The sequence below is a fragment of the Paraburkholderia sp. BCC1885 genome (assembly GCF_900996235.1).
Lineage (GTDB): Bacteria > Pseudomonadota > Gammaproteobacteria > Burkholderiales > Burkholderiaceae > Paraburkholderia.
In genome coordinates this window covers 220,890-234,363 of sequence record NZ_CAAJGM010000285.1, presented here as the reverse complement: position 1 = coordinate 234,363, position 13,474 = coordinate 220,890, and the positions used below count along the sequence as shown (strand labels likewise).

At 60.6% G+C, this 13,474-nt stretch carries 13 protein-coding genes; 7 read left to right on the top strand and 6 right to left on the bottom strand.

What is annotated here, in order from left to right; genetic code table 11:
* Nucleotides 1-66: 66 nt before the first annotated feature.
* Nucleotides 67-732, bottom strand: a complete 666-nt coding sequence (locus FQ755_RS37065) for a thiamine pyrophosphate-binding protein (protein ID WP_144163185.1) — start codon at nucleotides 730-732, stop codon at nucleotides 67-69.
* A gap of 188 nt (nucleotides 733-920) precedes the next feature.
* The gene (locus FQ755_RS37060) at nucleotides 921-1,871 is read right to left on the bottom strand and encodes an aromatic alcohol reductase (RefSeq protein ID WP_144163199.1); all 951 of its coding nucleotides are present in this window, start codon (nucleotides 1,869-1,871) and stop codon (nucleotides 921-923) included.
* A 307-nt stretch (nucleotides 1,872-2,178) separates the two neighbouring features.
* On the opposite strand from FQ755_RS37060, the gene FQ755_RS37055 reads away from it, so the two are divergent.
* Together FQ755_RS37055 and FQ755_RS37050 are read left to right on the top strand one after the other, a co-directional pair.
* Nucleotides 2,179-3,081 (top strand): LysR family transcriptional regulator, encoded by a 903-nt coding sequence (locus FQ755_RS37055; RefSeq protein ID WP_144163183.1) that lies wholly within the window; start codon nucleotides 2,179-2,181, stop codon nucleotides 3,079-3,081.
* 123 nt (nucleotides 3,082-3,204) lie between these two features.
* Nucleotides 3,205-4,275 carry an AraC family transcriptional regulator gene (locus tag FQ755_RS37050; RefSeq protein ID WP_144163181.1) on the top strand — a complete coding sequence of 357 codons (1,071 nt, stop codon included), beginning with the start codon at nucleotides 3,205-3,207 and terminating at the stop codon, nucleotides 4,273-4,275.
* An 85-nt stretch (nucleotides 4,276-4,360) separates the two neighbouring features.
* On the opposite strand, the gene FQ755_RS37045 is transcribed toward FQ755_RS37050, so the two are convergent.
* Entirely contained in the window at nucleotides 4,361-5,482 is a 1,122-nt protein-coding gene (locus tag FQ755_RS37045; protein WP_144163179.1) for an FAD-dependent oxidoreductase, read from the bottom strand.
* A gap of 134 nt (nucleotides 5,483-5,616) precedes the next feature.
* On the opposite strand from FQ755_RS37045, the gene FQ755_RS37040 reads away from it, so the two are divergent.
* The gene (locus FQ755_RS37040) at nucleotides 5,617-6,297 is read left to right on the top strand and encodes a TetR/AcrR family transcriptional regulator (RefSeq protein ID WP_144163177.1); all 681 of its coding nucleotides are present in this window, start codon (nucleotides 5,617-5,619) and stop codon (nucleotides 6,295-6,297) included.
* A gap of 5 nt (nucleotides 6,298-6,302) precedes the next feature.
* Here the strand turns inward: FQ755_RS37040 and FQ755_RS37035 are convergent, their stop codons facing one another.
* Entirely contained in the window at nucleotides 6,303-7,388 is a 1,086-nt protein-coding gene (locus FQ755_RS37035; protein WP_186308764.1) for an aspartyl protease family protein, read from the bottom strand.
* A gap of 253 nt (nucleotides 7,389-7,641) precedes the next feature.
* Nucleotides 7,642-8,703, bottom strand: coding sequence for an acyltransferase family protein (locus FQ755_RS37030; RefSeq protein WP_144163173.1), 1,062 nt, complete (start codon nucleotides 8,701-8,703; stop codon nucleotides 7,642-7,644).
* Between the two features lie 232 nt (nucleotides 8,704-8,935).
* Here FQ755_RS37030 and FQ755_RS37025 point away from each other — a divergent pair, with 232 nt between their 5' ends.
* The 3 genes from FQ755_RS37025 to FQ755_RS37015 all read left to right on the top strand — a co-directional run bounded on the left by FQ755_RS37025 (nucleotide 8,936) and on the right by FQ755_RS37015 (nucleotide 11,049).
* Complete coding sequence (locus FQ755_RS37025; RefSeq protein WP_144163171.1) at nucleotides 8,936-9,940, top strand: TraB/GumN family protein; 1,005 nt, start codon at nucleotides 8,936-8,938, stop codon at nucleotides 9,938-9,940.
* Between the two features lie 139 nt (nucleotides 9,941-10,079).
* Nucleotides 10,080-10,367 carry a hypothetical protein gene (locus tag FQ755_RS37760; RefSeq protein WP_186308763.1) on the top strand — a complete coding sequence of 96 codons (288 nt, stop codon included), beginning with the start codon at nucleotides 10,080-10,082 and terminating at the stop codon, nucleotides 10,365-10,367.
* Between the two features lie 169 nt (nucleotides 10,368-10,536).
* The gene (locus FQ755_RS37015) at nucleotides 10,537-11,049 is read left to right on the top strand and encodes a cupin domain-containing protein (protein WP_144163167.1); all 513 of its coding nucleotides are present in this window, start codon (nucleotides 10,537-10,539) and stop codon (nucleotides 11,047-11,049) included.
* Nucleotides 11,050-11,207: 158 nt separating this feature from the next.
* On the opposite strand, the gene FQ755_RS37010 is transcribed toward FQ755_RS37015, so the two are convergent.
* Entirely contained in the window at nucleotides 11,208-11,975 is a 768-nt protein-coding gene (locus tag FQ755_RS37010) for a tetratricopeptide repeat protein (RefSeq protein ID WP_144163197.1), read from the bottom strand.
* Nucleotides 11,976-12,281: 306 nt separating this feature from the next.
* On the opposite strand from FQ755_RS37010, the gene ribBA reads away from it, so the two are divergent.
* On the top strand, nucleotides 12,282-13,409 hold the full coding sequence (gene ribBA, locus FQ755_RS37005) for a bifunctional 3,4-dihydroxy-2-butanone-4-phosphate synthase/GTP cyclohydrolase II (protein WP_144163165.1): 1,128 nt from the start codon (nucleotides 12,282-12,284) through the stop codon (nucleotides 13,407-13,409).
* Nucleotides 13,410-13,474 lie beyond the last annotated feature (65 nt).

Sequence of the window (13,474 nt, the reverse complement as noted above, 5' to 3'; positions counted from 1 at the left end):
AACGCCGCTGAGTGCGTGCGCCGGGTTCTCTTCGTCATCGTCTGGTTTCCTTTGTAGGCATTATGCCTATCTCAGAACCCAGCGATTCCACCTAACCGACTGTCCAGATTTCCGGGGCCACCTCTCAACCTTCTCGCCCGAATTGAGGATTTCGGCGGCGCGATCGAGGTCCGCGTCGCTGGGCCGGACCACAGGCACGCTGGTGTGAATCGAGTAAGGAACCGCGTCGCTCGCACTCGCGTGGGCAATGTCCACCGGCACGATCAGCACGGCCACGCCGCCCTTGGCAATCGCCGTCTGGCACGCCATGACGGTCTTGCGGCGCGCCTGCTCGGGCGTGATGATCATGTCGCAGAACACGCTGCACGATCCGTAGATCGCCTTGAAGTCCACTTCCTGCGGAAAGTTGAAACCGAGTTCCTCGCTGGCCACCTGGGTAGCGATCAGGATCACCGGAGCCCGATTGCGGTTGGCGTCCACGAGGCCATTGATGAAGTGCAGGCTGCCGGGGCCGCAGCTTCCGGCGACGGCGGTCAGATTGCCGGTTATCATGGCCTCCCCTTCGGCGGCGAACGCGCCCGCCTCCTCGTGGCGCACATGAACCCACTCGATATCGCTCTCGTTAATGTGGTGAGCGATGAGATTCAGCGTATCGCCCACGATTCCGTAGCAATGTTTTACGCCGGCCGAGACAAGCGTCTCCACAATAATTTCGGCGACTTTTTTGCTCATGTCTGTTCCTTGAGGTACCCAGTTCACGATGTGAACGATCAACCTTGTAGAGCATCGGCGCGGCGTCGGTCACTCGACGCCGCACCGGCCAGGTCGGTGGAATGCTCTTGCTATGTTGAATGAGTGCCCTACCCTCTGCTATCACCCGAATGAGGGATGGAGACATGACGGCTGCTGCCTGGGTTTCGTCACCCAGCTTGCCGCGTTGAGACAGCCTCGCCGATCAAGCCACTATGTCTGATCCACTCTTCGAGCCCGCGGACCGCGATGCCTTTCTGCGCATTGAACGTGCGGTGCTTATCCCACGCAACACCGCGGCCTTGCGCAAATACCACCCGGTATTTGCGCAAGGAATCGTCTGGCTCCTGCTCCAGTTGCCGCGTCAATTCAGGCACGCTCCACTCGGCGCGAAGAACTTGCAGGCCCATCAATTGATCGACCGTGTCCGCCAGTTGACCGTAGGTCACCGTGTCGCCTGCGATGTACACCACCTGGTTGACGATTCGCGGCTCCGCGAACACGATCTCTGTCGTCAGGGCGCCGATGTCCTCGGCGGTGGTCACCGTGACCGCGTTGTCCCAGCTGCCCAGGGCATTCACCCTGTTGCGGGCCAGATCCACCACGCCAAAGGCTGGCTCGAACAGAAAGCTCGTAAACATGCCCGTCGATACGATGACCCACTCCGTGCGTTCTTGCGCGCGCAGCAGATCGCGCACGTCAAGCTGTTCGTCGAACAGATCCTGCGCGCTTCCTCTGCCGATCACGTCATAGTCGACGCCAAATTGCCACGGAAAATACCGTGCGACTCCGGCATCCAGCGCCGCTCGTGCGATCTTGAGCTGTACGCCAGGGCCGCCGACAAACCCCGTGCAGGAAATGACGGTATCGAATCGCCGGAAGATTGCGGCGAGCGCATCGGCCGATTGGTCCGCGAGGTCGCCCGGCACCAGTTCAACACCCAACGCGTGCAATTCCGCGACGTCCTTCTGTTTGGTCGGGTCCGTGGAATCGATCGTCGACGGTCGCAGCAGCGCCGCCACGGAGCGAGACGCAGGCGCGGCCCGGCGCACGAGATTGCGCAGCATAGCCATGCCGAGTTCGCCGGCGCCGAGAACGAGAATACGATTGTCATGCGACATATGCCTTACCTCTTTGAATAAGCCAGTTTCGATGGAAGCGGAGTTCGCGGCCGGGCTGCGAGCACACGGTTTGTGCTGACGACAGAGCCGGGCCGTCGAATGTTCTGGAGTGTAGGGTCGGCAAGGCGCCGCATTGTTCGACATGCCGGAATACAGAAAGCATCCGGTCCGAATCGGCCGGCTTTGTTCCGAGGGCGCAAAGGCTGCAAAGGCCTCATTTAGCGTGAACGGCAGCTCGCGACGTAAGATAGTTGTCCTTCAGGCTTGCCGCGTCGAATCGCAGGCAACCGCATCATGGCGACCATTCATGGACAAACTTCAGGCAATGACGACATTCGTGCGCGTCGTCGAGGCACAGAGCTTCAGCAAGGCGGCAGAGACACTGTCGATGCCACGCTCGTCGGTGACGACCGTGATCAAGAATCTGGAAACTCATCTGGGCACCCCGCTGCTCAGACGAAGCACGCGCACGCTGAGCCTGACCGAGGCCGGCGCGCGTTACTTCGCGTCGTGCCAGGCGATTCTGTCCGACATCGCCAAAGCGGAGATCGGACTCTCGTTCGACGCAACGACCCCGCGCGGGCGCGTGCGCGCCGACATGCCGGGCGTGATCGCTCGCGCGATCGTCTTGCCGAGGCTGCGCGAATTCGAACAACGCTTTCCGGATATCGAACTGGTGCTCGGTCTTAGCGATCGGCCCGCCGACCTGATTTACGACGGCATCGATTGCGTCATCCGCACCGGCGAATTGACGGACTCGACGCTGGTCGCGCGCCGGCTTGGACAACTGAGCTGGTTGACGTGCGCGTCGCCGGGTTATCTCAGGGAGCATGGCGAGCCGGATTCCGTGAGCGCGCTCGCTGCGCATCGCGTCGTCAACTACCTGTCGAATGCGACCGGCCGCCCGCTTGACTGGCGCTTCAGAGTCGACGGCGAAAATCTCACCATGGCGCTGCCAGGCCGTTTTTCCGTCAACGAAACCGAAGCCTATTTGCAATGTGGACTGGAAGGGCTGGGGCTCATCCAGATCTCGCGGTTCGCGGCCTTTCCTTACCTTCAAACCGGGCGCCTGAAGGAGGTTCTCGCTGACGTGCGATGCTCGCCGGTGCCGATTTCCATTGTCTATCCGCTCGGCCGGAATGCGACCGCGGCGATCAAGGCGTTTGTCGACTGGATCGGTGAGATCTCGGCGTCGAATGCATTTCAATGAGGCGGCGTGGGTGATGTGCAAATTCGCGTCTGACGGGCCCGATCGCGCGAGAAAGAAATCAGTACAATCCTGACTAACTCATCGATCGCGGCCATCCCTTCCGGCCGCCGCCCCATTCCCGCAATGTCCGCCATCAAGACGCACTTTCAGGACCTGCCCGTCACGCTCGACGCGACCCGGAAGCTCGAAATCGCGCACCAGCATTTCGATGTCTACGCGCTGCCCGCTCATCAGCAACTCCTGACGTGGTGCGATCGCATGATCGGCGTGGTCGACCTCCTGACCAAACGCGAGGGGCACACGCGACCGTTTCTAGGCTGGCTCGACCGCTACGCTGTGGGTGAATTCCTCTTCGCCGACTGCTACACCGACCGTATCGTGCAAGACCGGACCATCGCGCGGATTTCCCGGGACAACGCGCGCAGCATCGTCTTCCATGTGTTCTTCGACGCCACGGCCGGCAGCGAGCTCATCTATCCGGGCAAACGCACGGGTACGGCGCTGGAGGGGGGCATCTTCGCCGTCGATCTCGACCAGCCGGTGCAGTTCAAACGCGCGCCCTGCCGGCATGTCACGATTTTTCTGCCTGGCGCATTGCTGCATGACGTGTTTCCGGACCCCTCGGCATTGCATGGACGTGTCCTCTCGCCACACTTGCCGGCGGTGCGTTATCTGACCGGCCGCGTCATGTCGTTCGCGGCTCAAATCCGCTATATGGCGCCTCAGGAGGCCCACCGGATCCTGCGCGAGATCGTGCTGCTGATCGCGGATGCATTTGGCGAGCAGGCGGGGCTGGCGGGCAGCAAAGCGGCGCTCGGCCGCGCCATGGCGTTCGACCAGGCGCGCCGCTACGTGCAGACGAATCTGCACGCCGACGATCTTTCGCCCGATGGCGTCATGGCGTCGCTAGGCCTCTCGCGACCCACGGTCTACCGCCTCTTTCAACACGAAGGAGGCCTCGCCACCTATATCCGCCACACGCGCCTGCGCGCCGCCGCCGCCGAGCTTGTCACGTGGCCCGGCGTGCCGGTGCAAGACATCGCCTATGCGCATGGCTTCAGAAGCGCGTCGGATTTCACCCGGGCCTTTCGGCGCGCCTACGGCCTCGCGCCGCAGGACATCCGGCAGTATGGCGGCGATGCGCGCGCGCCTCATCCGGACATGAGCAGGATATTGCGCACCGGCGCCGGGTGAGCGGCTCGCTAACTGCCGGTCATGCAACAAGCGCTTTTAGCGTCGAACGCAGCCATTCCTTTTGTACGGCCGCGACTTGACGGGCTCAGTGCTGGGTAAAGAACTCAACCAGGCTGTCGGGCGCGTCAGGGCCAAGACAGATGTCGAGGATCCGTTCGGACTCCGCAGCTTCCGAGGCGCTACGCAGAAAGAGGTCCTTTTCGTAGACGGTAAGGGCGGCTTCGACGTCATGCAGGCTCCCGGCGATGGCCTTCCCAAGTTCGGCGCCGTCGAACATGGCCAGGTTGGCCCCTTCGCCAGACGGCGACATCAGATGCGCCGCGTCGCCGAGCAGGGTCACCCCCGGCACGCGAGTCCATCGATGCTCGACCGGCAGTGCATAAATAGGACGAGGCACCGGCGGAGTTTCGCCGTCGGTGATGAGCGCTATCAACTCCGGAGCCCAGCCGTCGAATTCCGTCGCGACGCGGGCCAAGGCAGTAGCCGGGTCGGAGAAGTCGATACTCTCGATCCATTCCTTTGGCTTGTTCAATTCCACGTAGGTATGCAGCACGCCATTGGGTTCACGGTGCGCGGCGATACCTTTGCCCGGGGCGAGCGCGAATAGCGCGCCACCGCCCACCGCTGCCGCGCTCGCCTGATGACGGGTATCGCTATCGAAGAGATAGGTCTCGATGAACGACGTGCCGACATACACCGGCTTCGCCCCGGAAAGCAGCGGACGCACTTTCGACCAGGCGCCGTCAGCGCCTACGAGGAGGCCGGTCGTCACGCTTGCGCCGTTAGCAAAGCTCACCAGGTGTTGTCCGTTGCCAAGCGATACGACCTCCGTGACTTTGTGTCCCCAGCGGACCGTATCGGCAGGAAGCGAGTCGAGGAGAATCCGGCGAAGCGCTCCCCGAGGCACTTCGGGTCGACCGCCTGTCGCGTCGTCGGGCTGTTCGAACAGGACGCGGCCGTGCTTGTCGAGCACTCGCGTCGCCTGACCGCCAGCGTGGATGATGGCGAGGAATTGATCGAAGAGTCCCGCCGCCTTGAGCGCGAGTTGCCCGTTGTTTTCGTGGATATCGAGCATGCCGCCCTGCGCCCGCGCATTTGCCGAAACCTCCGCTTCGTAGACCGTCGCGGCAATGCCGTGGACGTGCAGAACCCGGGCAAGTGTCAACCCACCGAGCCCCGCACCGATGATCGCAACTGAAGTGCTCATGCTGATTCCCTGTTAGTCGAAAGTCGTCGCGATCACCGTCACAAACAATCGCCGGACGAATTTATGGAACGCCGTTCCATAGTAATATTGGAACAACGTTCCATAAGTGTCAAGCTGAGACATGGTTAAGAGACATGGTTAAAAAAGCACGTAGCGCGCAACGGCGGGAGGACTCGCTTTCGCCGGATCGAATCATCGAGGCGGCGATCGAACTGTTGGACAATAGCGGGGAGAGAGGGCTCACGTTCCGCGCGCTATCCGAGCGGCTCGCCACCGGTGCGGGCGCGATCTACTGGCACATCGCCAGCAAGAGCGATCTGCTGACGGCGGCGTGCGACTCCATCGTGGCTCGCGCAATGAACGCGCCCGTCGACGATACGACGCCGCAAGCCGCCATCCGGGCATTCGCTTTGGCCATGTTCGACGCCATCGACGCGCATCCGTGGGTTGGCTCGGCGCTGACGCGTGCTCCCGGCCAGTTGCCGATGGTGCGGGTTCTCGAACGGCTGGGGCAGCAACTGCGCACGCTTGGCGTGCCGGACGATAAACAATGGACAACGGTGTCCGCGCTGCTGAGCTACATCCTGGGCGTCGGCGGCCAGAACGCGGCGAACACGCATTTCGCCCTGCAGCAAGGTCTCGATAGATCCAACTTTCTGGACGAAGTGTCGGCCGGATGGTCCCAGCTCGATCCGAACGACTACCCGTTCACCCGCAGCGTCGCCGCACAGCTACGCGCTCACGACGACCGCGTCGATTTTCTCGCCGGAATCGATCTCATGCTGCGCGGCATCGAGTCGGCGAGCGATCGTTGATCCGATTACCGACTCGTGGCCGACGGCGACGGGGCAGCGGGCAACGTGAATAATTTTCGCGTCGGCAAGCCATCACGAGAAACACTTATACGCGGCGCGGTGCGACCCTCGAGCGACACCGTGCGCGTCGCATACGAAATCCACACCTTCCGCGATTTGAGAAAATCCATACCGAGCAGCATGTCCACTCCAGGGGTGGACGCGTCCTGCACGAGCACCGGTCCACGTGGATAAGTCGCGCTTCCAATCTGGATCGTTTCAAACACGTGGACGTGTCCATTGACGCGAACACCCTTCGCACCGCCAATCGTCGCGGCCCGCTCCTGCTCGAGAGTGGCTCCGTCGACGCCAGAACTGATCGCCGCATCACGCGTCGCCGAGGTGCGAGAGGAGCCCGTGTCGATCAAGGCGTGAACCGGATGACCATTCAGCCGCACCGGAATCATGAGCAACGCGCGCAGCGAATTGGTCGAAGGTTGCTCCAGTTCGAGCGTCTGCACCACGCCCGTCGCGGGCGCGAACGGGCCGTCGCAGAGGCTGTACAAAGTCATCGTCTGATTCGGAAAATCCAGCATCACGTTATACCGTGATAGAAGATCGGCGCCGATCGAGCCTGACGGCGCGTCTGGATCGAGGTCGTCTGGACCGAAAACATTTGCCGTAACCAGGTGCACGTCTGCCCAGTTTTGCGTGCCAAGCTGAATCAGGCTGGCAATCATGAGGTGCTGCGGTTCAAGCCTGCCGCCGATTCCGTTCACGATACCAATGCGTTTTTGATCGTAAGGTAACCGAAGCATCTCGGCAGCATGTGGGGTCAAGGTGCTCATGCTGGTGCCTGTGTCGATCAGCATCGACATCGGGTGACCGTTGATGCTGACAGTGGTGACGAATCGACGGCCCACCTCGCGAATAGGCAGTTGCGCCTCGACGGTTATCGGGCACTGACGGGCCGCTGCGGGCGTGTCGTCGGACGCGCATCCGTAAAGAACGGAAGCGGCGAGGATGAGCAACACAAAGGATAGGGAGGTTGAGCATGTGTGCCTGAACGAAGATGCCAAGCCGTTCGCCAGCGATGTCTTTGCGCTGCTCATCCTCATCGTCAGTTTCCCCCGGTACCGAATCGTTGCGGAATGGTCGGCGCTTGCGCGCGTTATCTGGACTTGATCAAGTATTCCGATACTTTCAGCGAGCCGCGGTCGCGTTGCCCTTCACGCCGCCGATCGGAGTCTGAGACGCGTCGCAACTATTCCACATATCCAGTCCGCGCAGTTGATGTGCTGAACAACAGCGCGGTGTTCGGCGGCCGCCCCCCGCGACCACGGAGGAACATTAGTATCGGCAGTCTCAAGAACTCCGGATAAAATCTCCTGCAGGAAGCCGCTTCTGTCCGCGAAATATCCGCTGTACAGGTTCATCAAAAAATTTCAATGCAATCCACGAAACCAGTACAACCACACAGAATTCAAATATCGAAAAAAGCCACCCCATCGCATTTGAGCTAATGTGCCTCATGATTTCCTCACCGATCCGAAGTATCGGCCCCTGCATTATATACACCGGGTAAGAAATGAGACCGATTTGCCGCAGAAACACCTCAATTCCGCTAGATATGGTTATTCCAGAACCTATATACACTATTGCGGGAAAAACAATCGAAACATATATTAAACTGCAAACCTTATAGTTCGACCAGTTTGCCAGAAGAATTAAAAGAAATGCCAAGATCAAAATAATTCCCGCCACCGCATTTTCTTTGGATTCGGGCCTGAATCTATACATCGCCACACCGGCAAAAAACGGGAACATCACCCTAATAAATCCTAACGACCATCCTTTCTGGTTAAACCCTCCAGTGATACCACCCGCATAAGCAACCAGAAAGAACAGCGCGAGCCAGCTTAATACCAAAACCAAGATAAGGACGGTGTTAGTTAGCTTCCGGACGATAGAAACGTACACCAGGTTCACAAAAGCCTCAAAGGTGAGGGACCAGCTTGCCATGTTCAGAGGGTAAGCCGTTTGCCACTGCGGAAATACAAATGACGGAAGAACCAGGAGGCCAAGCGCACTTACCTTGAGAAGTTGCAACATCGTAATATTATTTTTAAATATAACGGCCAGCAACGCCATAAATATCCCAATTGAAGTGCTCAAGAATACGAGGGGATAAAGGCGCCTGATTCTTACTACGATGAACTCCCCCGTTTGCATCTGACCGGATAGAATTTTACGCTCATAGGCATATGCGACAACGAATCCACTTAACGCGTAGAAAAAATCTACCGCCAGGATCGTATAGGGAAGCGCATTTAAGGTGTGCTGCTGAACCAGATGAAAAATAAGTACGATTATCGCTGCCAGCCCTCGCAACCCATCGAGAAGAACAAATCGATTGACGCTTTTCATGATTTTAGCCAGATCGAAGACTCAGATTGCAGGAAGCTCCGCAGCGAGGCGCATGATTTGAAATCTGCACACGCTGCTCGCTACGCGTTCATGGATCAGCTGTCGAGAAGAAATCACAGTTCGGCCCAATGCTAAAAGCATATGCTGGAAGATGTTATGAAAGTGTGCGAAACCATACATTCGCCAAATCTTGGCCGTACAGAGATACGGCTTCGGCGATCGTGCCCGGTCAATGACTGCTTTTGAAGCCGCTCAATGGCGCTTGCGGTTCGACGCGAGCCCATCGCCCCGCCCCACCCCAAAACCCCCGCCCCACAACGCTATACTGACAACGCTCCACAGCATCGCCCACCGGCGCAAACCACAGCACCGCCGCCCCGCACCCGAACGCGCCGGAAAGCAGCAAAAGCCTCATCCTGTTCGCAACACCTATAGAGATTTCCGCATGCTCTGGAAGATTGAAGGCTCCGAGACACATATTCTCGGTTCGATTCACTTCGCCAACCTGGATCCGCATCGATTGCCGACCACGGTGGCAGAGGCATTCAGGATCTCCCATCACATCGTCTTCGAAGCGGACTTGTCGGCGCCAGCCGACTCCGCATCATTGCTGCTGCCGAATGGCACGACGCTCAAGGACTGCGTGAGCGACGCCACCTATGCGAAGGCTTTTTCGCACTGGTTGCGACTCGGGCTCCCCTTGGACAATCTGTCCCGCTTCACACCCGGCGCGGCGGCTCTGATTCTTCACCTGAATCATGCGGCGAAAAAAGGCTATGTCGTCGAACGAGGCCTGGACCGGGTTCTGTGGGACGGCGCGGTCCGCGAGGCCAAGCGCCGTGGCGCGCTTGAGACCGTCGACGCCCAGACCGGCGCATTGACGTCGTCGCCAATGGCCGAGCAGGCGTCCATGCTGGAGTATTTTGTGAACGGCGACCTGGATTTTTCGGGCTTGTCTTCAAGAGTCCGCGCGTGGATGCACGGCAACACCGTGCCCTTCGACACCGCCTTGACCGAACGCCGTCGGCGCTGGCCGGTCATGTTCGAAAAATTGATCGACCAGCGCAACATGAATTGGGTGCCCGCTATCACCAAAATGGCCGGCGACAAGGAGCGGCGACTCATCGTGGTCGGAGCGCTGCATACGGTCGGGCCGGTTGGCTTGCCGCGCATCCTCTCGAAGCATGGGCTGCGTCTGCGCCCTCGGGCCTGGCACCTGCCGGCGTCGCTTCGTTAAACGAGGTCCGGCCAATGGGCCGCGCCCGGCGCCATCATTTTGAAAGCCGCATAATCTACTATAGATAGAATCCGTCGCGGCTCGCGCTCTCGCCTGTCGAAGCCAACGCGCCGCGCGTCCGAACCCGGAGGCTCACATCATGAAGATTGCGAAAGTCGTAGTCGGAATCGCCGCCCTTGTCGGCGTCACAGTCGCGTATGCCGACGGGTTCGACATCACGCGAGACATGTCGAACGGACGCGAAATGCGCCTGCTCGAACATACGTCCCAATGCGCCGGCGGCCCCGGCGCGTTTGTCTATAGCAACGGCAAGCAGGTCGATCAGACCTGCAACGTGCGCCTGACGCCGGCGGGCGCGAGCGTCCAGTTGACGCCTTTCGACCCGCGCATCTTCATCCCGCGCGACACGCTGTACCCGAACTCCTAAGCGCAAACTTTCGGTCGGCCCACGGGAACGACGCTTGCTCGCCAATACTTGCCCGCCTCGCCGCGTCATTGAAAACACTTGATCTATAGTGTGCTTCACGCCACCGCGAGAAAGACGCGGCCTGCGCGGCACGCCTGGACACCGCGGCGAAACGACAAGGAGAGTCTCAATGACGGGAGACGGCATCAACCGACGCGACATGCTCGCGATGCTGGGCGGAATGGCATCGATGCTGGCGATGGGAAACGCAGAGGCAAGTCCCATCGACACCAACCAGACGCTTTACACGCTGCCGGAGGACATCAAGTTCGTCGCGCAGGACGGCGCACCGCCGAAGAGTGTGGAGAGCGCGTTCCTGTACAGCAACCCCTCGAAACCGGGCATTTACTACGCGCTGTTGCGCTGGTTTCCCGGCTACATGAGCGCGCCGCACAGCTACGCCTCGGACCGCCTGTGCGTGGTGTTATCGGGCACCTGGTGGATCAATAGCGGCGCCGACTTCGATCCCGCGCACACGGTCCCGGTGAAGGCGGGAACCTTCGTGCGCCGTATTGCGCGGACATGGCATTACGACGGCGTACCGAAGGGCGAAGCGGAACCGGTGACGATAGCAATCTGCGGCATCGGCCCGGTAGACATCCGCCTGGCAGAACCGGCAAAACCGCTGGTACGAGCGGTATAACAAGGGGGCGAGCCCGCTTTCTTTGGTTGCTTGCCTTGCTTGCTTTCTTCGCGGCGGCAAAGAAAGCAAGGGCCGCCCTGCACGGCGATAACCAGGCAGACCCGGCAAACCACCAAGCCAGCGAGGAAGGCCAACAAACCAAAAAGCCAAACCTTCCTTCACCGCCGGGAAGGCCCTCCAGCCAGCCCCGCTTGCGCCCTTAAAACCCATTCCCGATTATGCTCTCTGGCATGCCGAGGCCAATGCCTGGCATCCTGTGCGATCTCCGCATAAAGACTGCGAGCCCGCAGAACATCCGCCTCATCCGCTTGCCTCGCAAGCCAGTCGGCAAACAAACACCGCGGCGCGGCATCACTGGCACAGGCAAGCGCCTGCTCAAACGCCGCCCGCGTTCCAGGGGCATCAAGCGCCGCGAGCGTTCGCGCATACAGCAAAGCCGGCTCAGGCTGCTGCCGCGCCTGCGGATTAGCGGAAAAAAGCCGCTGCAAGCTCGCATCCGCCGCACCAAACTGCCCGACGGCAAACTCCGCCTTGGCCATCCCCAGCAACAAGGCCGGGTCAGTCGCAAAAGGCCCATTCGCAGCCGCCTGATAATGTTCGAGCGCCTCTTTGGGTTGCCCCGCTTCCAGCAATGCCGCACCCAGGCGCATCCGATGCTCGACGGTCGGCGCCCGATCGAAATTAACCCGCGCCTCGCGTACCGCCCGGTTGGGATCCACCAGTTGCGAAATCGCCCGCGTCGCAGCCCGCCCACCGCGCGATTCGCGCAGGCCCGGCAAATAAATCGCAAACAGATACACGAGGCTGCCCAGCAACGGAAAAGCAAACAGCAACAGCAGCCAATACATATTCTGGTGAGTACGCACCACGTGCACGGCAAAAAACAGCGCAATGATGACGTGAAGACCGATTCCGAAAAATGACATGTTTATTCGACTTGAGACACACGCAAAGCAATCAACGGCCGCGCGCCGCATAGAAAGCGCCGCAGCCACCACAGGAACATCATTCGGACGCGCGTACATGAGCCGCGCCCTGCAACGAATCGTAATCCGCTGATTTACTGCATGACAGATGCAACAGTCTACCGAATGCCGGGTAGAGTCAGCTTTCGCCGGATTACAGCCGCCTGATGCCGTCCGTCCCGCTGCCAAACGGCCTATCCCATCCGGATGAACGACGCCGGCCCGCGCGTGGCGTAAAATACGCGCTTTCCCGAACTTCTCGCCAACATGACGCTCTCCTCCACATTAGAGATCATCGCCGAACTGAAAGCCGGCCGGATGGTGATACTCGTCGACGAAGAAGACCGCGAAAACGAGGGCGACCTCGTCATCGCCGCCGAATTCGTCACTCCGGAAGCGATCAACTTCATGGCCCGCTATGGCCGGGGGCTCGTCTGCCTGACGCTCACCCAGGAGCGCTGCAAGCAGTTGAACCTGCCGCTGATGACGTATCGCAACGGCACCCAGTACGGCACGGCGTTCACGGTCAGCATCGAAGCGGCGGAAGGCGTCACCACGGGCATTTCGGCGGCGGACCGCGCCCGCACCATCCTCGCCGCCGTCGCGCACGACGCGCGCGCCGAGCATATCGTGCAGCCCGGTCACGTGTTCCCGATCATGGCGCAGCCCGGTGGCGTGCTGGTGCGCGCCGGCCACACCGAAGCCGGCTGCGACTTCACGGCGCTGGCGGGTCTGACGCCGGCCGCGGTGATCTGCGAGATCATCAAGGACGACGGCACCATGGCGCGCCTGCCCGACCTGATGGAGTTCGCGCAGGAACACGGCCTGAAAATCGGCACGATCGCCGACCTGATCCACTACCGCAGCCGCACCGAATCCATCGTGGAGCGCATCTGCGAGCGCACCATGCAAACCGCGCACGGCCCGTTTCGCGCCGTTATGTACCTCGATCAGCCGAGCGGCCAGCCGCACATCGCGCTGGTGCGTGGCAAGCCCGCGCCGGACCGCGAAACGCCGGTGCGGGTGCACGAACCGCTGTCGGTGCTGGATCTGCTGGAAGTCGGCACGTCCACTCATTCGTGGACGCTGGACGCCGCCATGAAAGAGATCGCGGAACGCGATCTCGGCGTGGTGGTGCTGCTGAACTGCGGCGATTCGAAAGATCACCTGATCGACGTCTTCAAGGCATTCGATTCGAAAGACAAAGCCGACGCGCTCAAGCGCCGTCCGGTGGACTTCAAGACCTACGGCATCGGCGCGCAGATTCTGCGCGAACTGGGTGTCGGCAAGATGCAGGTGCTGTCGAACCCGCGCAAGCTGGGCAGCATGTCGGGCTACGGTCTCGAAGTCACCGGCTTCGTGCCGATGCCGGGCTGCCCCAGCCAGACGCCATAACCGCCTTGACCGGCCTGCACAATGCAAGGCCGGTCCGACCCATCACGCGCCTTGGCGCTTACTCA